General features: G+C 63.6%; 19 protein-coding genes. 7 read left to right on the plus strand and 12 right to left on the minus strand.

Features of this window, described 5'->3' with window-relative positions; all coding sequences use genetic code 11:
- Position 1 precedes the first annotated feature (1 nt).
- On the minus strand, positions 2 to 1,003 hold the full coding sequence (locus tag ACL9RJ_RS03800) for an ABC transporter substrate-binding protein (RefSeq protein ID WP_017127433.1): 1,002 nt from the start codon (positions 1,001 to 1,003) through the stop codon (positions 2 to 4).
- Positions 1,000 to 1,851, minus strand: coding sequence for an ABC transporter ATP-binding protein (locus tag ACL9RJ_RS03805; protein WP_017127434.1), 852 nt, complete (start codon positions 1,849 to 1,851; stop codon positions 1,000 to 1,002). The genes ACL9RJ_RS03800 and ACL9RJ_RS03805 overlap by 4 nt, the downstream gene beginning before the upstream one ends.
- Before the next feature lie 135 nt (positions 1,852 to 1,986).
- On the opposite strand from ACL9RJ_RS03805, the gene ACL9RJ_RS03810 reads away from it, so the two are divergent.
- The 3 genes from ACL9RJ_RS03810 to ACL9RJ_RS03820 all read left to right on the plus strand — a co-directional run bounded on the left by ACL9RJ_RS03810 (position 1,987) and on the right by ACL9RJ_RS03820 (position 3,693).
- Positions 1,987 to 2,730, plus strand: a complete 744-nt coding sequence (locus tag ACL9RJ_RS03810; RefSeq protein WP_177082184.1) for a UTRA domain-containing protein — start codon at positions 1,987 to 1,989, stop codon at positions 2,728 to 2,730.
- Between the two features lie 157 nt (positions 2,731 to 2,887).
- The gene (locus tag ACL9RJ_RS03815; protein ID WP_177082183.1) at positions 2,888 to 3,049 is read left to right on the plus strand and encodes a hypothetical protein; all 162 of its coding nucleotides are present in this window, start codon (positions 2,888 to 2,890) and stop codon (positions 3,047 to 3,049) included.
- A gap of 53 nt (positions 3,050 to 3,102) precedes the next feature.
- Positions 3,103 to 3,693 (plus strand): helix-turn-helix domain-containing protein, encoded by a 591-nt coding sequence (locus ACL9RJ_RS03820; protein WP_167331648.1) that lies wholly within the window; start codon positions 3,103 to 3,105, stop codon positions 3,691 to 3,693.
- Between the two features lie 69 nt (positions 3,694 to 3,762).
- Here ACL9RJ_RS03820 and ACL9RJ_RS03825 read toward each other — a convergent pair whose 3' ends face one another.
- From ACL9RJ_RS03825 to ACL9RJ_RS03845, 5 genes are all read right to left on the minus strand, one after another.
- Positions 3,763 to 4,269 (minus strand): hypothetical protein, encoded by a 507-nt coding sequence (locus ACL9RJ_RS03825; protein WP_083875397.1) that lies wholly within the window; start codon positions 4,267 to 4,269, stop codon positions 3,763 to 3,765.
- A 285-nt stretch (positions 4,270 to 4,554) separates the two neighbouring features.
- Complete coding sequence (locus ACL9RJ_RS03830) at positions 4,555 to 5,226, minus strand: methionine ABC transporter permease (protein ID WP_177082182.1); 672 nt, start codon at positions 5,224 to 5,226, stop codon at positions 4,555 to 4,557.
- The gene (locus ACL9RJ_RS03835) at positions 5,223 to 6,002 is read right to left on the minus strand and encodes a methionine ABC transporter ATP-binding protein (protein ID WP_017127438.1); all 780 of its coding nucleotides are present in this window, start codon (positions 6,000 to 6,002) and stop codon (positions 5,223 to 5,225) included. Before ACL9RJ_RS03835 ends, ACL9RJ_RS03830 begins: the two co-directional genes overlap by 4 nt.
- Positions 5,999 to 6,814: a MetQ/NlpA family ABC transporter substrate-binding protein gene (locus ACL9RJ_RS03840; RefSeq protein WP_017127439.1), complete on the minus strand. Its 816-nt coding sequence runs from the start codon at positions 6,812 to 6,814 to the stop codon at positions 5,999 to 6,001. The genes ACL9RJ_RS03835 and ACL9RJ_RS03840 overlap by 4 nt, the downstream gene beginning before the upstream one ends.
- A 28-nt stretch (positions 6,815 to 6,842) precedes the next feature.
- Positions 6,843 to 7,895 carry an isopenicillin N synthase family dioxygenase gene (locus ACL9RJ_RS03845; RefSeq protein ID WP_017127440.1) on the minus strand — a complete coding sequence of 351 codons (1,053 nt, stop codon included), beginning with the start codon at positions 7,893 to 7,895 and terminating at the stop codon, positions 6,843 to 6,845.
- Between the two features lie 357 nt (positions 7,896 to 8,252).
- Between ACL9RJ_RS03845 and ACL9RJ_RS03850 the strand changes: the two genes are divergently transcribed.
- From ACL9RJ_RS03850 to ACL9RJ_RS03860, 3 genes are all read left to right on the plus strand, one after another.
- Entirely contained in the window at positions 8,253 to 9,059 is an 807-nt protein-coding gene (locus ACL9RJ_RS03850) for an ABC transporter substrate-binding protein (protein ID WP_017127441.1), read from the plus strand.
- 79 nt (positions 9,060 to 9,138) lie between these two features.
- Positions 9,139 to 9,867, plus strand: coding sequence for an amino acid ABC transporter permease (locus tag ACL9RJ_RS03855; RefSeq protein WP_017127442.1), 729 nt, complete (start codon positions 9,139 to 9,141; stop codon positions 9,865 to 9,867).
- Between the two features lie 3 nt (positions 9,868 to 9,870).
- The gene (locus ACL9RJ_RS03860; RefSeq protein WP_017127443.1) at positions 9,871 to 10,557 is read left to right on the plus strand and encodes an amino acid ABC transporter permease; all 687 of its coding nucleotides are present in this window, start codon (positions 9,871 to 9,873) and stop codon (positions 10,555 to 10,557) included.
- A 33-nt stretch (positions 10,558 to 10,590) separates the two neighbouring features.
- Here the strand turns inward: ACL9RJ_RS03860 and ACL9RJ_RS03865 are convergent, their stop codons facing one another.
- Together ACL9RJ_RS03865 and ACL9RJ_RS03870 are read right to left on the minus strand one after the other, a co-directional pair.
- Positions 10,591 to 10,812, minus strand: coding sequence for a hypothetical protein (locus ACL9RJ_RS03865; RefSeq protein WP_017127444.1), 222 nt, complete (start codon positions 10,810 to 10,812; stop codon positions 10,591 to 10,593).
- 24 nt (positions 10,813 to 10,836) lie between these two features.
- On the minus strand, positions 10,837 to 11,784 hold the full coding sequence (locus tag ACL9RJ_RS03870; protein ID WP_017127445.1) for a LysR family transcriptional regulator: 948 nt from the start codon (positions 11,782 to 11,784) through the stop codon (positions 10,837 to 10,839).
- A gap of 141 nt (positions 11,785 to 11,925) precedes the next feature.
- Between ACL9RJ_RS03870 and ACL9RJ_RS03875 the strand changes: the two genes are divergently transcribed.
- Positions 11,926 to 12,360, plus strand: a complete 435-nt coding sequence (locus tag ACL9RJ_RS03875) for a GFA family protein (protein ID WP_212811063.1) — start codon at positions 11,926 to 11,928, stop codon at positions 12,358 to 12,360.
- A gap of 110 nt (positions 12,361 to 12,470) precedes the next feature.
- Here ACL9RJ_RS03875 and ACL9RJ_RS03880 read toward each other — a convergent pair whose 3' ends face one another.
- Genes ACL9RJ_RS03880 through ACL9RJ_RS03890 form a run of 3 tightly spaced genes read right to left on the minus strand, consistent with a single transcriptional unit; the run spans position 12,471 to position 16,577 of the window.
- The gene (locus ACL9RJ_RS03880) at positions 12,471 to 13,895 is read right to left on the minus strand and encodes an efflux transporter outer membrane subunit (RefSeq protein ID WP_017127447.1); all 1,425 of its coding nucleotides are present in this window, start codon (positions 13,893 to 13,895) and stop codon (positions 12,471 to 12,473) included.
- On the minus strand, positions 13,892 to 15,478 hold the full coding sequence (locus ACL9RJ_RS03885) for an MDR family MFS transporter (protein WP_422764903.1): 1,587 nt from the start codon (positions 15,476 to 15,478) through the stop codon (positions 13,892 to 13,894). Before ACL9RJ_RS03885 ends, ACL9RJ_RS03880 begins: the two co-directional genes overlap by 4 nt.
- Positions 15,471 to 16,577: an HlyD family secretion protein gene (locus tag ACL9RJ_RS03890; protein ID WP_177107743.1), complete on the minus strand. Its 1,107-nt coding sequence runs from the start codon at positions 16,575 to 16,577 to the stop codon at positions 15,471 to 15,473. The genes ACL9RJ_RS03885 and ACL9RJ_RS03890 overlap by 8 nt, the downstream gene beginning before the upstream one ends.
- Positions 16,578 to 16,610: the final 33 nt, after the last annotated feature.

Genomic DNA, 16,610 nt, shown 5'->3' on the forward strand with positions numbered 1-16,610 from the left:
CTCAGCGCGAGGCTTTTTCCAGGTAGGTGGTGTCGACGATCTGCTCGGTCTTGAGCGGTGCATCGATAAAGCCCAGGTCAAGGGAGTAGTTCATCAGGCGCTGGATAAAGCGGATATCGGCGTCCTGCAGATCCGCCGACCAGCCGAGCCGGCTGCGGGCCTGGGCAACGATGGTTTCCGGGGCGATGGTGCTGCCGTCCGGGCCCTGCACCGCTTCGAGCTTGAACGCCTCGGCGATGATCCGGTTCGACTCGGCCGGATGCTCGTTGAGAAAGGCAATTGCCTTGCGATGGGCCCGTAGCAGCCTGACCACATCGTCAGGGCGTTCCTGCAGGGTTTTCGGCAAGGCGATCACCACGTACCAGGGGTATTCGGGCAAGGCCTGGTTGACATCGAACAGCACCCGGCTCGAACCGCGCAGCAGCGACTGGCTGACGAAGGGCTCCCAGGAAAAGGCCGCGTCGACGATGCCACGCTCAAGGGCGGCATTCATGTTGCCCGGCGGCATGTCGATGATGTTCAGGTCGGCATCGGGATTCAGGCCGGCCTTTTCCTTGAGCACATAGCCCCTGAGCAGCACGTCCATGCCGCTGCCCTTCTTGACCCCGGCGAGCTTCTTGCCCTTGAGTCCGGCCAGGGAGGTGATCGGGCTCTTGCTGTCGACGATCACCGCCGCCTGGCCGTAGTTGACCTTGGCCAGGATGCGGCTCTGCAAGCCGCGGGAGAACCACTGGTACACCGGGGGCGTGCCGACGTAGGCGACATCCAGCTCACCGGCCGCCAGGGCCTGCTGGATCACCGGCCCGTCACCGAGGGCCCTGAGGTCCACCGTCAGGCCTTCCTCGCGGTAGTAACCCTGCCTGTCCGCGATCAGCGCCGGCGCATTGGCCATGGCAAACACATAGCCCACCCGCAACGGCCGGCTCTCATCGGCAACGGCCGACAGACTGCCGGCCACGGCGACCACGGACAATGAAAGGGCAAGCAGGGTACGTTTGATCATTGGATCGACTCGATTTCAGGGGAGAGGGAAACAGCGGGGCAAACACGGGCCTCGGACAGCGCCATGACCTGGGAAATACGCTCCATCAGCTCATTGCGGTAATCGAGGAAAGCCGGCAGCCGACGAGTGTTGCGATTGGAGCGCGGGCGCGGCAGGTCGATCCGCAGTTCGCTGTGGATGCCGCCGGGGGCGATATTCAGGACAATCACCCGGTCCGCGAGGAACACCGCCTCGTCGATATCATGGGTAATGAACAACACCGTCTGGCCCAGTTCGGCCCAGATCCGCAGGGTTTCCTCGTTCATGCTGTTGCGACTGATCGCATCCAGCGCGGCGAAGGGTTCGTCCATCAGCAGGACCTCCGGCTCCAGCGCCAGGGTGCGGGCCAGCGAAACGCGCTGCTGCATGCCGCCGGACAACTGATGGGGCAAGCGCTGGGCGGCCTGCTCCAGGCCGACCAGGCGCAGGTACTGCATGGCCTGTTCGCGCTGCCGCGCCTCGCTGGTATCACCGGCCATGCGCAAGCCGAAGCGGACATTCTCCAGGGCGGTCAGCCAGGGAAACAGTTGCGGCGCCTGGAACACATAGCCGAGTTCCGAACGCTCCGGGTGCACCGTGGTCTGGTTCAGGCTGATCTGCCCCGCCTGCGGCCGGACAAAACCCGACAACAGGTTGAGCAAGGTGGTCTTGCCGCAGCCGGAAGGCCCGAGGATCGCGACGAACTCGCCAGGGGCGGCACTCAGGCTGAAGGAGGAAAACACCCGATGACCGTTGGGATAGCTGAAACTGATGTCATCGACCATCAGCGCCGCGGCCGACCGCGGGGCACAAGGAAAGAGTTCTGGCATGGCAAGTGTCGTCAGGTCGTTTACAATGGGAATGCCTGACATAATACGTATTAATACAAGTCATCCCAATAACCTGTTTTTATAACCTTAGAAGCGAAGTCTCGGTCCTCGCTTCTCCGGCCATGGAATCACTCAGTGTCTACGTCCATTCTTCGCGACAGCACGACCTCGCTCTACGAACAGATCGCCCACCAGCTACTCGGGGAGATCCAGCGCGGCGACTACGAACCCAGCGGCAAGCTGCCCTCGGAGGCCGAACTGGGCCAGCGCTTCGCGGTGAGTCGCGTGACCATCCGCCTGGCCGTGGGCAAACTCAGCGACGATGGCGTGGTGGAACGCAAACAGGGCAAGGGCACTTTCGTCGCGGCCAAGCAGGTGCGACATGGCCTCGATGCCCTGCGCAGCTTTCATGAAGCCCTGCTGCTGCAAGGACTGAAGCCGAGCATGCGGGTCCTCGACCATCACCTGCAGGCGGTTCCCGAGGCGTTGCGCGGGCTGTTCGGCGCGGCACAGGATTGCCTGCTGCTGGAGCGCCTGCACTTTGTCGACGACGAACCCATTGCCCTGGGTCGCAGCCACCTGCCCGCCGAACTGGCAAGCGTGGTCTGGAGCGAGGTCGAGCACCGGCCGATCTACTCGATCCTCGAGTCGATCACCGGCTCGCCGGTGACCCGTGCCGACATGGCGATCCGCGCCCAGGAGGCCGACAGGCACCTGGCCAATGCGCTGCACGTCAAACGCGGCGCGGCACTGCTGGTGATGGAGCGCACCTCGTATTTCGCCGATGGTCGCTGCTGTGACCGCACGACCTTTTTCATTCGTCCGGAGCGCTACGCGTTTGTCCTCAGCGGCGTGTTCAAGTCCAGCCCGGGCGCCTGATCACGACCACCCGCCAGGTCCGCTCCCGGGCCTGGCGACAGGCTTTCGACGGAGCCGCGCACTAAGACCCAAAAAGAATTAATAAATAAAAAATCAGTATTTATCGTTATTAAAACAACCACGTACTCTCTCCTCATACCGACACTGGAGAGTCCCCATGCATCCGACCGATACCGTTATCGACCTCGCCCGCTATCGCAAACGCAAGCAGGCGCAGCAACTGGCCCGGACCCTGTGGGAAATGTATGCACGCAATGCCGGCTACCAGGCGTTCCAGTGGGTGCAGAGCGCCCGTGCCACCGAGCCCCGTCACGCGTGAATGCGCAGGAGCCCTCGCGGTTTCTGGCGAGCGCCGACGAACCGCCGCTGGACCTGAACAACCTGCAGGCGCTTGAAGAAGATCCGATCTGCGCACGGGTCGCCCAGAACCTGCAACGCCTGCGCGGCAAGCATCATCTGTCCCTCGATGCCCTCGCCCGTCAATGCGGGGTCAGCCGGGCGATGCTGGCGCAGATCGAGTCCGGCCGCAGCGTGCCGTCGATCAAGGTACTGTGCAAGATTGCCAAGGGCCTGAAGGTATCCGTCGCGGCCTTTCTCGAACATCGTGCCTTCGAGGGCGTGGCGGTCCTGTCGGCGAACAAGAGCAAGCGCCTGGTCAGTGCCAACGGCGCCTTTGTCAGCCGCGCCCTGTTCCCGTTCGATGTCGCCCGCCAATCGGAATTCTACGAACTGCGCCTGAGCCCGCTGGGCGAGGACGAGTCCGAGGGACATGGCCCCGGAGTCCAGGAAAACCTGGTGGTGGCCCAGGGTGTACTGGAGATCAGTGTCAATGACCAACGCTACCTGCTGTCCACCGGCGACTCGATTCTGTTCTACGCCGACCAGCCGCACCGCTATCGCAACCCCGCCGACAGCGAAGCCGTGGCGTACCTGGTGGTGACCTACCCCGAACGCCTCGACTGACCCACCGGCAGCCACGAAAAAGCCCGGCGAGGATCACTCCAGCCGGGCTTTTTTTACTGCCGCGATCGATCAGCAGGTGCAGCACATCATCGGCATGCCGTTGCAGCTCATCATCATCGGCATGCTGCAGTCGTTCATCAGCTTCATCATCAGGGCGCAGCAGCTTTTCATCATGTCCATGTTCATGCCGGCCATCGGCATGATCTTGCACTGCATGCCGTCGGCCAGCATCGAGCATTCCATCACGCATTTCATCGACGGCATCGGCATGCCCATCATCGGCATCGGCATCATGCTGCCCATCATCGGCATGGCCATGGCCGCCTGGGACATGCACATCATGCTCATGTTGGCGCAATGCATCATCATCGGCATGCCGCAGTCCATCATCATCTGCATCATTTGCGCGCTGTTCTTGAACATGGCCATGTCCATGCCCGCCGCCGGCATCATCTTGCACAGCATGCCGTCGCCCATCATTTCGCAGCTCATGGTCGCCATCATCATCGGCATCCCCATGGCCGGCATCATCGGCATGGTGTTCATCGGCATTTGCATCTGCATGGCATTCATCATGGTGAAACTCCCTGATAGTTCGATAGTTGGACGAAGCTGATGGGGCGGATTCTAGGGAATGCCAGGCGCACGGCAAGACGGCGATCCAGCAGCCGGAACGGATGTCGGAGCGAGTTTTATGCTGCCCTTTGCGGGCCGATATCCGTCCTGGCGGTCATATCGCTTTCAAAGCAGACAGACAGGCAGTTTCAACGGCGGATTACCCGCTTTGGATATGCCCGTACGAGCTATTCAAATAGCCGAAGGAAATAATCAATCTAAACAGCTCGAACTTTTCCGGTTTCCTCAGCGCCGATGGGCCAGGGAACGCACCAGTCGATCCCCGAGGCTTTGCACACCCTGCACCAGAATCACCAGGACGATCACCGTGGCGACCATCACCTCGTTGTTGAAACGCTGATAGCCATAGCGGATGGCCAGGTCCCCCAGGCCGCCCCCGCCGATCACTCCGGCCATGGAGGAGAAGCCGATCAGCATCACCAGGGTCAGGGTAACGCCCGCCAGCAAGGCCGGCAGCGACTCGGGCAACAGGACCTTGAAAATCACATGGCGGATATCGCCGCCCATGGACAGGATGGCCTCGATCCGCCCCTTGTCGACCTCATCCAGGGCGTTTTCCACGATACGGGCGAAGAATGGAAAGGCGCCGATGGTGATCGGCACCACGGCGGCGGTGCTACCCAGGGTGGTGCCGACAATCAGTCGGGTCAGCGGGATCAGGGCGATCAGCATCACCACGAATGGCAACGACCGCCCGAGGTTGACCAGCGCGCTCAGGCCGCCATGCAGGCGCGGCAGCGGGTACAGGCCATGGCGACGGCTGATGAACAGCAGGACCCCGAGGGGCAGGCCGATCAACAAGGTGAAGAGCCCCGCCAGCAGCACCATGTACAGGGTCTCGCCGGTGGCGTTGAGCAACAGCTGGAAAATCTCGTTCCAATCGATGGTCCGGGTCATAACTGGGCCAACCTCAAGCGTGGGATGCGCACCTCATCGTCGAAGCGCGGCTGCGGGGCCGGTAGCAGCGAGCGCCCCAGGGCCGAGTCCGGATCGGCCAGCAAACGCGCCAGCGTACCGGACTCCAGCAGCCGTCCCTGGGCCAGGGAAGCGGCGTGGTCGCAGATCGATCGGATGACATCCAGCTCATGGGTGATCAGCACGATGGTCAGCCCCAACCGGCGATTGATATCGCGCAGCAATTCGAGAATCGACGCCGTGGTTTCCGGATCGAGGGCACTGGTGGCCTCATCCGAAAGCAGATAGGCCGGGCGTGCCGCCAGGGCCCGGGCAATGCCGACCCGCTGTTTCTGCCCGCCGGACAGTTGCGAGGGAAAGGCCTCGGCCTTGTCCGCCAGGCCCACCAGTTCCAGCAGCTCGCAAACCCGAGCCTGCCGTTCAGCCTTGCCGGTGCCGGCGATTTCCAGCGGCACGGCGATATTGTCGAAGACATTGCGCGAGTGCAGCAGGTTGAAGCCCTGGAAAATCATGCCGATACGTTGGCGCTGGCTGCGCAGGTCCCGATCGGACAGGGTCGTCAGGTCCTGGCCGTCGACCACCACGCGCCCGGCGCTGGGGCGTTCGAGCAGATTGAGGCAACGCAGCAAGGTCGACTTGCCGGCACCGCTGCGACCGACGATGCCGTAGATCGCCCCGTCGGGGATGTCCAGGGACACCCGGTCCAGTACCGGCGCCCCTTCGCCATAGCGCTTGCTCAACTGCTCGACGCGGATCATGGCTTGCGGTCCGCGACGGTCACCGGAATCACCGAGCCCGAATAGGTATCGGTGATGAATTTCGCCACCTGGGGTGAGTTGAGGTCCTTGGCCAGTTGCCTGATCCGTGGGTCATCCTGCAACTTCGGCGTCGTCACCAGGATATTCGCGTAGGGATTGTCGACGGCCTTTTCCAGGCCAAGGGCGTCCCTGGCTGGCGACAGGCCTGCCTCCAGCGCGTAGTTGCCGTTGATCACCGCCAGGTCGACATCGTCCAGGGCGCGGGGCAATTGCGGCGATTCAATCTCGAGAATCTTCAGCTGTTTCGGGTTCTCGGCAATGTCCCTGGGCGTTGCCTGGTCGGTGGCCGGGTTGTTGAAGCCGGGCTTGAGCTTGATCAGGCCGTTATCCTGCAGCAGGTACAGGGCACGACTGAGATTGGTGACATTGTTCGGCAGCGCGACGGTGCCCTTTTGCGGCACCTGGTCGAAGCTTTTATGTCGGTGCGAGTAGATTCCCAGCGGCTCGATATGCACGGTCGCCGCCACCGCGAACTTCTGGCCGAGGGCCTGTTCCTGGGAATTGAGGTACGGCAGGTGCTGGAAGTAGTTGGCGTCGACGTCGCCATGGGCCAGCAGTTCGTTGGAGTTCACGCCGTTGGGAATCTCGATGACCTTGAGGTTCAGTTGCGGATCGATTTTCTGTACATAAGCGAGGATCTGCGCGTGGGGGACCGGGTCCGCCGCCACTCGCAACGGTTCCGTGGCCAGGGCGCCGAAGGAAGCGAACAGGCCCGCCACGACCGCCAGGGTCAATCCGGTTTTTTTCGACATGCTGGTAATCCTTGAGCTGATGACAGGGTCAGGCGCTGACGGCCCTGGGGGCCAACACCTTGGGCGTGGGGGCATCGGCGTAGAAACGCCGGGCGACATCGGGGTGCGAACGCAGGCGACCCTTGAGGTAGTTCCAGCCGACATCACGCAACAACGGGTTGTCGGGATCGCTGGCCGGGCCCCGTGCCTCGCGCAGCAGCGCGGTCGGCAAGGGATACAGCGGCACCACCGCATCCAGTTGCGCACCGAGGAAGAAGGCAATCGACAGGCGCTCGCTTCCGGCCGGCGGTGACTGCACGCGATGCACCGTGGCCCGCAGATAACCGTTGGTGGCCAGTTCGAGCAATTCGCCGATATTCACCACCAGCGTGTTTTCCCGGGGCAGCGCATCGATCCAGCGGCCCTCCTCGATCTCCACTTGCAGGCCAGCCTGCCGGTCCTGCAGGAGGAAACTGAGGAACCCGGAATCCTTGTGGGCACCGACGCCCTGGTTGCTTTCGTGCGCGGTACGACCGGGGTAGCGGATCAGCTTGATATGTTCATTGGGCTTGTCGCCGTAAAGCGGATCGAACGCCCCTTCCGGCAATGACAGCGCCTGGGCAAAGGCCCGCAACAGGCGCAGCGACATCCGGGTCATGGCCTGCTGCCAGTCGAGCAACAGCGGCTTGAGCTGGGGCAGCGCCGCCGGCCACAGGTTCGGCCCTTGCAGGCGGGCCCAGGTCGGCGTGTGTTCATCCAATGCCAGGGCTTCGCGTTCGGCGCCGATATCGAACTGTTCGCGCAGATCCGGTTGACCGCGGGTGATCTCCGAGGCCGCGCGGTTGTAGCCGCGAAAGTGCGGTGAATGGATCATGCCGACGGCCTGTTTGTCCGCGTCGGGCAAGGCAAAGAACTGCCGGGCATGCTCCTGGACCTGCTTGAGCAGATCGCTGTCGATGCCGTGTCCGGTCAGGTAGAAAAATCCGACATCGCGTGCGGCGTGACGCAGTGCGTCGAGAAAGTCCTGGCGCTGCCCGGCGCTGCCATCGAGCGCTGAAAGGTCCAGGAGCGGCAACGCGGTGATATCCAGCGGCTGCGGCATGGTTCACTCCCTGTGGTCTGCAAACATTCGTCCTGATATCCGACACCCCGCCGCGAAGACTTGGGCAAGGCGTTGAAATCCCGTTGCCGACAAAACTATCCGATCTTAAAAAACCGCAATAAATATCTTTTTCGCATTAGCTTAGGTTCACCCGACTTGCCCGTTGCCGGCACGGAAACGGCCTGCCGCTACCGCCCCCACCGCGTCCAAAGGTTCTGGAATGCCGGTTGTAGAGAGCGCCCGAAAAAACCACTTATTCACAAAAAGAATAAAATCATTCTTTTATATTCTTTTGTCGTTTATTCATCGTGCTGCAAGACTCGGCGCCAGAATCATCCATCAAGTGTTGAGATCACCATGAAAAAATTGACTGCCCTCACTGCCCTCACTCTCGCCGTTCTCTCGGGCCTGGCCCATGCCGACCGCCTGGAAGACATCAAGAAATCCGGCGTCCTGCGCGTCGCCTCGTTCGACAGCAACCCGCCTTTCGGCTTCATCGATGCCAAGAGCAAACAGATCGAAGGCCTGGATGTCGACTACGCCAAGGCCATTGCCGACAAGCTCGGGGTCAAGCTCCAGTTGCAACCGACCAACCCGGCCAACCGGGTGCCACTGCTGGTGGCCAACAAGGTCGACCTGGTCCTGGCCAACTTCACCATCACTCCGGAGCGCGCCCAGCAGGTCAACTTCAGCATTCCCTACTTCAGCTCCGGCCAGCAGTTCCTCATCAAGAAAGGCACCCTCAAGTCCCAGGACGAGCTGAACAAATGGCGCGTGGGCGTGGACAAGGGCACCGTCAACGAAGGCGTGCTGCGCGAGAAATTCCCGGGAGCCAAGGTGGTCGCTTATGACGACACCCCTTTCGCTTTCACCGCCCTGCGCAACGGTAACGTCCAGGCGATCACCCAGGACGGTCCGAAGCTGATCGGCCTGCTGGCCAACGTACCGGACAAGGACAAGTACGAAGTTCCACCCTTCACCATCTCCAATGACCTGATCGGCGTCGGCCTGCCCAAGGGCGAGACCGCCTTGACCGAGCTGGTCAACCAGACGCTGGTGGAGCTGGAAAGCAAGGGCCAGGCCCAGAAGATCTACGACGCCTGGTTCGGCCCGGATACCAAGACCCCGCTGGCCCGCCTGTACAAGATCGGCGACAAGAGCTGATCGCCCTCCCCGCCGTACACCCACAGCCCGCGCGGTTCTCCGCGCGGGCTCTTTGTATTCTGGATGGACACCGTGATCGATGTTTGGTGAATTGCTCGGCCCGCAATACCTGAAATGGCTGTTCGATGGATTTGTCCTGACCGTGGCGTTGTCGGCCGTGGTCTGCCTGGTCGCCACCGGGCTGGGTTTCCTGGTCTGTCTGGCGCGTCTCGGCCGCTCGCGGCTGATCGCCTGGCCGGCGCGCGCCTACCTGGCGTTGTTTCGCAATACGCCGCTGCTGGTGCAATTGTTCTTCTGGTATTTCGGCGTCAGCGCCCTGTTGCCCGAAGACCTGATGAGCTGGCTGAACCTGCCCCACGAAGCGACCGTGGCCGGCGTGGACATCAGCTGGCCGTCGTTTGAATTCATCGCCGGTTTCTGGGGACTGACCCTGTATACCTCGGCATTCATCGCCGAAGAGTTTCGGGCCGGCGTCGCTTCGGTACGCCCGCAGCAGCGCGAAGCGGGTATTGCCCTGGGCCTGCGGCCGGCCCAGGTGTGGCGTTATGTGGTACTGCCGCAAGCCTTGCGCACGGCGCTCGGTCCCTTGCTGGGGCAGTACATGAACGCACTGAAGAACTCCTCGCTGACCATGGCCATCGGCCTCGCCGAGCTGTCCTATGCCTCGCGCCAGGTGGAGACCGAGACCTTCAAGACCTTCCAGGCCTTTGGTTTCGCCACCCTGTTGTACATCCTCGGCATCGCGCTGATCGAAACGGCCGGACAATGGATCCGCCAGACCAGGCGCTATCGTCAGGGAGCGGCATGAGCCATGGACTTTTCCGTTATCAGCGACAACCTCGACTACTTCCTGATCGGCGCCTACCCGGAAGGCCCCCTCGGCGGCGCGGCGCTGACCCTGCTGCTGAGCGTGCTGTCCGGCACCGCCGCCGCGATCTTCGGCCTGGTGCTGGGCATCGCCCTGAGCACCCTCAAGGGCTGGCCGCGGGGGATACTGATCACCGTGCTGGGTTTCCTGCGGGCGATCCCGGTACTGATGCTGATCTTCTGGAGTTACTTCCTGCTGCCGATCGTCTTCCATGTGGACATACCGGCGCTGTTCACCGTGGTCTGCGCCCTGTCGCTGATCGGCGGTGCGTACCTGGCGTACTCGGTCCACGCCGGTATCCAGAGCCTGCCGGTCGGCCAGTGGGCGGCAGCCCGTGCCCTGGGCATGCGTCCCGTCCAGGTCATGCGGCTGATCATCCTGCCCCAGGCCCTGCCGATCATGCTGCCATCGTTCCTCAACCAGTGGATCTCACTGATCAAGGACACCTCGCTGGCTTATGTGATCGGCGTGGGGGAACTGTCCTTCGTGGCCACCCAGGTCAGCAACCGGGTGATGGTCCATCCCACGGAGATTTTCCTGTTCGTGGCGCTGGTCTACTTCCTGATCTGCTCCAGTCTCGATCTGCTGGCCGGTTTCGCCACCCGCAAACAGCAGGTGAAACGCAGCTGACTCGAGTGTTCCCGGAGCGCAGCCCGGGAACGATCACCCCTTGCCCTGTTGTGTAGCCGGCGACTCCCGGGCCGGCTCCTTGGGACCGATCAAGCACCAGAGCAACAGGCCCAGCAGCGGCACATAGATGATCACGACGATCCAGAGTCCCTTGGTGCCTGCCCCCTGCCCACTTCTCCAGACACTCCTGATGGCCCACAACTCGACCAGCAGCAACACCACCGCCAGGGCGATCCAGACATATTCGATTTGCATGGTTTTCCTCCCGTATGTCCTGCGTTAGGTAGGAGGCGCTGGCGAGGGTTCATTAGTTTTTTGTCCGATATCGGGCGCGTCCTGGGTATTCAGGAACTGCGTCAGCGACGCTCCCAGCTCGTCGAACACCCGTGCGATGCGCTGGACCCGCCGCATGTCCTGGTGCATGGCGATCCACACATCCACCAAAAAATCCACCTGTGCGGGCAGTACACGCACCAGGCCATGACGCCGCGCCAGCTGGCTGGAACAGACGCCGATCCCCAGTCCCGCACGCAATGCCGCCAGTTGCGCAAGGTGGTCGTCGGTGCGAATCAGCGTGCGCGCCGGCATGCAGTCGAAACCACGTTCACGCAGAAACTGCAGCTCCACCAGATTGCGATCCGGTCCGATCAGCGGGTAGTGATCCAGCTGCGCGATGCTCTGCGGAGTGCCCTGCTCGGCCAGCAGTTCGGCGGTGGCATACAGGCCGACCCGCAGGTCGCCGACCTTGCGCGTGACCACGGCGGCCTCGGTCGGACGGCGGATACGCACCGCCACATCGGCCTCCTGCCGGGACAGAGCCTGCAAGCGGTTCGACACGCTGAGCTCAACGGCCAGTTGCGGATGGGCCTGCCGCAGCGTGCGCAACATCGGCGGCAGGACCTCGACGCCCAGCAGCTTGCTGCTGGTCAGGCGCACCGTGCCACCCGTCACGTCGGCATCCGCCGACGCCGCGCGGTTGAAGGCGTTGGCCGCCATGGCCATCGCCTCGACATGGCCGATCAGGTCCTTGGCCATGTCCGTCGGCAACAGCCCGGCCGGCGAGCGGATAAACAGGCTGACACCGACGCTCTGCTCCAGCGCCTCGATCCGCCGCCGGGCGGTGGCCTGCGCGATCCCCAGCAAACGAGCCGCTCCCGACAGACTGCCGGTTCGCAATACCGCCAGAAAGGCCCGCTGGGTTTCCCACTGTAGTTGAGGCGTGTTCATACATTTCCTGTGAGCCGCTGGGCAATTTTGGCTGATTTTCTTTCGTGAGGCGCGGCCTCATGCTGGTCAAGCATATCCCACGGGGCTTATACCCCGGCGCTGATGCCTCGTCTGCAACCTGAATACTGAAGGAGTTTCCCCATGTCCCTCGCTGGCCATTGCCGCTGTCGCGCCGTGAGCTATACCCTGGCTGCCGATACTCCACTGGCGGTCTACGCCTGTCATTGCCGTGATTGCCAGACCTGGAGCGGCAGTGCCTTTGCCCTGCACGCGCTGCTGCCGGGAGATGCCCTGCACTTCAGCGGCCCGCTCGACGAATATGCCTATGACAGCAACGACGTGCACTCGCGCCACTACCTCTGCGGCGTGTGCCATACCCGCCTCTACAACACCACCAGCGCTGCACCGGGCCTGCACGTATTGCGCGCCGGCACACTGGACAACAGCCCCGCCCTGCAGCCCGTGGCGCATATCTGGGTGCAGCACAAGCAAGCCTGGCTGACGCTACCCGAGGGCATTCCGAGTTGGCCCGACAGCCCCACGCCAGAGGCATTTGCAGCAGCGCTGAGCCAGTAACGGGCATGCCCGCCTTGTGTGGTTGAACGATCCGCAACGGGAAAGGGTGATCGAGCGGGAATAAATGGGCTGGGCCGCGTATTTCCTTGTCCAGGCAGCACGCCGCCCTTTCAGCCCTGCCAGCCCAATCCCAGCGCCTTGTGCAACGAGGCAAAGTCCTTGAGCAGTTCGCTGTCGCCACTGACGCGGTTCTGCTCGGCATCGAAGCGCGTGCGCTCGGCATTCAGCCAGTCCAGGGTACTGGCGGTGCCGGCGTCGTAGCGTTCGCGGGTCAGGCTGGCCGCACGGGCGGAGGATGCTTCGATGTCCCGGAGCAGCACCACGTTTTCACGCTGATGACCGTAACGGGCCAAAGCCACATCGGCGTCCCGCAGCGCACCGAGGACCACGCCACGGTAATGCGCGCGGGCTTCGTCGAGGCCACCTTCGGCACTGTCCACATTGGCCGCCACGCGACCGAAGTCCAGGGCATTCCAGGTCAATCGCGGGACCAGCAGCCAGGTGGCGCTGTCCTTGCGCATCAGGTGCGAAGGCTCGGCGGCGCTGAAGCTCAGATCGCCGGTCAGCGACAGCTTGGGAAACCAGTCGGCCTTTTTCTCGCCGACCTGGGCGCTGCTGGACGCCAGTTGCCGCTCGGCGACGCGGATGTCCGGGCGGGACTTGATCAGCGCCGCCGGATCGGCCACCGGCACGCTCGCGGGGATACTGGGAAGCCCGCGCGGCTGGCCGAGGCGGCTGTCCAGCTCGCCCGGCTCGAGGTCACAGAGCACCGCCAGTTGATCCAGCGACTCGATGATCTGCGCCTGCAACGGCAGGCGCTGGGCTCGTGTGGTCTGCCACTGGGTGGTGACTTGTTCCAGTTGCAACTGCGAAGCGACGCCACGGCTGCGGCGCTGCTGGGTCAAGTCGACCACTTGCGCCTCCAGGCTGGCCGAGGCGTCGACCAGGGCCAGGCGGGTTTGCTGGTCGCGCAGGCCGACATAGGCCTGCACGACTTCCGCAGCCAGTTGCACCTGGGCATCGGCCAGGGACTCGGCCGACGCGTCGGCGCTGGCCGAGGCCGCCTCGATGGCGCGACGCGTACCGCCGAACATGTCCACTTCCCAGCTGGCATCGAAGTCCGTCAGGTACAACGACAGCGGCCCACGCCCGCCCCCACTCTCCTGCCCCGTCAGGCCGGACAGATCGGGGGAACGCAAGCGGACCGCGGTGGCATTGGCACTCAGCTTCGGTTGCCCGGCCGCCTGCTGGCCGTGCAACCCGGCCCGAGCCTGGCGCAGACGTGCCTGGGCGACGTGGATATCCGAACTGTCGTTGAGCGCGGTTTCCACCAGGCTGTCCAACTGCGCATCCCCCAGGGTCCGCCACCAGTGGGCGACAGCCGGAGCCGTGGCGGCACCTGGGTCCGCATGGGCGAAACGGCCGGCCGCCTGGGTCTTTTCCGCCACCGCGGGCGCACCGTGGTAATCGGGGCCGACGGTGCAACCGGCAAGCAGGCCCATGACCAGGGCCGAAATCAGGGTTCTGTCGATCATCGTGCGGGGCTCACCGGAAGAGGTGGTTTCTTGAGGAAAAGGGCCAGGGGAATACACAGCGCCAAGGCGATACCCAGCAGGTAGAAACAGTCGCTGAAGGTGATCACCGAGGCTTGCAGGGCAATATCGCGACTCAACTGGCCGACCGTCTGCACTTGCGCCAGGGCCTGGTCACCGGTCTGGCCCATGAACGCCGCGGCCTGTGCCGCCATATGGTCCTGGCCCAGGGTGCTGTTGGCCGTCAGCGATTCGCGGATCATCGCGTCGTGATAGCTGTTGCGCCGATCGATCAGCACACCGGTCAGGGCCAGGCCGATGGAGCCGCCGATATTGCGCGACATGTTGTAGAGCCCGGCCGCCTCGCCCTTTTCGTGGACCTGCACCGCCGCCATGCTGAGCTGGTTGAGCGGCATCATCGCCAGTATCTGGGCGAAACCGCGTACCAGTTGCGACGCATCGAAATCATGACCGACGCTGTCGGCCGTCAGGTTCAGGCTCATCATGCAACTGATCACGAACAGCACCAGGCCGGTGCCGACCAGCCAGCGACTGTCATACCGCTGCATCAGCCGGGGCAGGAACGGCATCAGCAGAAAGGCCGGTATGCCGGACAGCAGCATGATCGAGCCGGACTGCTGGGCGTTGTAGCCGGAGATGCTGCCGAGAAACTGCGGCAACAGATAGGAAACGCCATAGACCGCCGCCCCCACCGTCGACACGATCAGGATCACGCTGGCATAACGCGGGTTGCGCATCAGCTCGAGCTTGACGATCGGCTTGGCCGCACTGAACTGGCCGAAGGCGACCAGGACAAAGCCCAGCAGCATCAGCAGGCTCAGGCCGACGATCAACGAGGACTCGAACCAGTGTTCACGCTGGCCCTCCTCGAGGATCACCGTCAGCGCGCTCAAGCCCAGGGCCAGGCCGAGAATACCCAGCCAGTCGGCCTTGATGAACTGCTGGAAGTCGGCTTTTTCCGGGCGGATGCCGGTCCACAGCAAGGTGACCAGGGCCAGGCTGATGGGCAGGTTGAGAAAAAAGCACCAGCGCCAGCTGGCGTTCTCGGTCAGCCAGCCACCGAGCACCGGCCCCAGCAACGGTCCCAGCAGTACGATCAGGCCGAACATGGACATGCCGATCGCCATCTGGTGCCTGGGCAGGCGCGTACCGATGATGGTCTGTGCCGTGGGAATCATCGCGCCACCGGCAAAGCCCTGGCCGACGCGCGCGAGAATCATGCCCATGAGGCTGGTGGACATGCCGCAGAAAAATGAAAACAGCGTGAAGGTCATCGCCGTGCCCATCAGGAACCGGCGCAGGCCAAAGACCCGGGTCAACCAGGCCGCCAGCGGGATCATGACGATCTCCGACATCAGGTAGCCGGTGGAGATCCAGGTGCCCTCCGTGCCCGAGGCGCCGATCTGGCCCTGGATCTGCGGCAGGGCCGAGTTGGTGATGGAAATATCCAGCGTGGCCAGCAAGGCGCCCAGGGCACCGGCTGCGACCGCGATCCAGTCGGTCACCGAGGCATTGGCCTCCAGGGCCGGCTCGGGCGTAGCCGCGACCGTCGCGCTGTCAGCCATGGTGGCGGGTGTCCACGTCGACGGTCACCGACAGGCCCGGCATCAGCACGGCACGCGCCGAATCCGGGACATCCAGCTGGATCCGCACCGGGACCCGCTGCACGATCTTGGTGAAGTTGCCCGTGGCGTTCTGTGCCGGCAACAGCGCGAACTGCGAACCGGTGCCGGGCGAAAGACTGTCGATATGACCGCTCAGGTCTTCGCCACCCAGGGCGTCAACGTGAACCGTGACCGCCTGGCCGGGTTGCATATGGTGAATCTGGGTTTCCTTGAAATTGGCCGTCAGGTACAGCGCCTGCACCGGCACCACGGTCAGCAGGCGTGTACCGGGCTGGGTGAACTGACCGACCCGCACACTGCGATCGGCCACCCGGCCGGACAGGGTGCTGACGACGGTGGTGTCATCCAGGTCCAGCTGCGATTGCCGGGCACTGGCCTGGGCCACCGCCAGCTGGGCGCGGGTCTGCTGCAACTGCGCCTTGAGTGTGCCGATGCGGGTTTCGGCCGCCTGCAACGAGGCCTGGTGCGCGACCAGGCCGGTGCTGGCCTGGGCCAGTTGATTGTTGAGATCGGCCAGGTGCTCTTCGGTCTCGGCCCCGGAGCGGGCCAATGGCGCATAGCGCTTGACCTGGGTCTGGGCGTGCCGCAGGTCGGCGTTGGCACCCTCGAGCTGGGCACGGACCTGGGCAATGCTCGCCGCCTGCTCCACCAGTTCGGCCTCGGCCCTGGCCACATCGGCCTGGCGCGAGGCCACGGTGGCCTGGGCCTCGTCCAGCGCCGCCTGATACTTGCGGTTGTCCAGGCGTACCAGCGGCTGGCCGACGCTGACGGTTTCGTTGTCGCTGACCAGTACCTGGGCGACATAACCGCCGACCTTGGGCGCCACGGCCATGCTGTCGGCCTGCAGGTAAGCGTCATCGGTGGTTTCGACAAAACGCCCGCTGAACCACCAGTGCGCGCCCCAGCCGAGCAGCGCCGCCACCGCGAGCACAGCGAGTCCGGTCAAGGCCCGTGGTGGCTTGGCCCGGCGCCCGGGAGGATTGTTTTCAGACACGGGTTCGAGGCGGTCAAGCTGACCGATAGGTTGATCGACGGACATGCCGCGCTCCAAAATATTCCAGTTGGTAAAAAA

It is taken from the genome of Pseudomonas sp. Mn2068 (assembly GCF_049319725.1).
Lineage (GTDB): Bacteria > Pseudomonadota > Gammaproteobacteria > Pseudomonadales > Pseudomonadaceae > Aquipseudomonas > Aquipseudomonas gingeri.

Coding starts and splice junctions, on each gene's coding strand:
- ACL9RJ_RS03800 (WP_017127433.1), bottom strand. CDS start 1,003: ATGATCAAACGTACCCTGCTTGCCCTTTCATTGTCCGTGGTCGCCGTG.
- ACL9RJ_RS03805 (WP_017127434.1), bottom strand. CDS start 1,851: ATGCCAGAACTCTTTCCTTGTGCCCCGCGGTCGGCCGCGGCGCTGATG.
- ACL9RJ_RS03815 (WP_177082183.1), top strand. CDS start 2,888: ATGCATCCGACCGATACCGTTATCGACCTCGCCCGCTATCGCAAACGC.
- ACL9RJ_RS03825 (WP_083875397.1), bottom strand. CDS start 4,269: ATGATGAATGCCATGCAGATGCAAATGCCGATGAACACCATGCCGATG.
- ACL9RJ_RS03830 (WP_177082182.1), bottom strand. CDS start 5,226: ATGACCCGGACCATCGATTGGAACGAGATTTTCCAGCTGTTGCTCAAC.
- ACL9RJ_RS03835 (WP_017127438.1), bottom strand. CDS start 6,002: ATGATCCGCGTCGAGCAGTTGAGCAAGCGCTATGGCGAAGGGGCGCCG.
- ACL9RJ_RS03840 (WP_017127439.1), bottom strand. CDS start 6,814: ATGTCGAAAAAAACCGGATTGACCCTGGCGGTCGTGGCGGGCCTGTTC.
- ACL9RJ_RS03845 (WP_017127440.1), bottom strand. CDS start 7,895: ATGCCGCAGCCGCTGGATATCACCGCGTTGCCGCTCCTGGACCTTTCA.
- ACL9RJ_RS03850 (WP_017127441.1), top strand. CDS start 8,253: ATGAAAAAATTGACTGCCCTCACTGCCCTCACTCTCGCCGTTCTCTCG.
- ACL9RJ_RS03855 (WP_017127442.1), top strand. CDS start 9,139: ATGTTTGGTGAATTGCTCGGCCCGCAATACCTGAAATGGCTGTTCGAT.
- ACL9RJ_RS03860 (WP_017127443.1), top strand. CDS start 9,871: ATGGACTTTTCCGTTATCAGCGACAACCTCGACTACTTCCTGATCGGC.
- ACL9RJ_RS03865 (WP_017127444.1), bottom strand. CDS start 10,812: ATGCAAATCGAATATGTCTGGATCGCCCTGGCGGTGGTGTTGCTGCTG.
- ACL9RJ_RS03870 (WP_017127445.1), bottom strand. CDS start 11,784: ATGAACACGCCTCAACTACAGTGGGAAACCCAGCGGGCCTTTCTGGCG.
- ACL9RJ_RS03875 (WP_212811063.1), top strand. CDS start 11,926: ATGTCCCTCGCTGGCCATTGCCGCTGTCGCGCCGTGAGCTATACCCTG.
- ACL9RJ_RS03880 (WP_017127447.1), bottom strand. CDS start 13,895: ATGATCGACAGAACCCTGATTTCGGCCCTGGTCATGGGCCTGCTTGCC.
- ACL9RJ_RS03885 (WP_422764903.1), bottom strand. CDS start 15,478: ATGGCTGACAGCGCGACGGTCGCGGCTACGCCCGAGCCGGCCCTGGAG.
- ACL9RJ_RS03890 (WP_177107743.1), bottom strand. CDS start 16,577: ATGTCCGTCGATCAACCTATCGGTCAGCTTGACCGCCTCGAACCCGTG.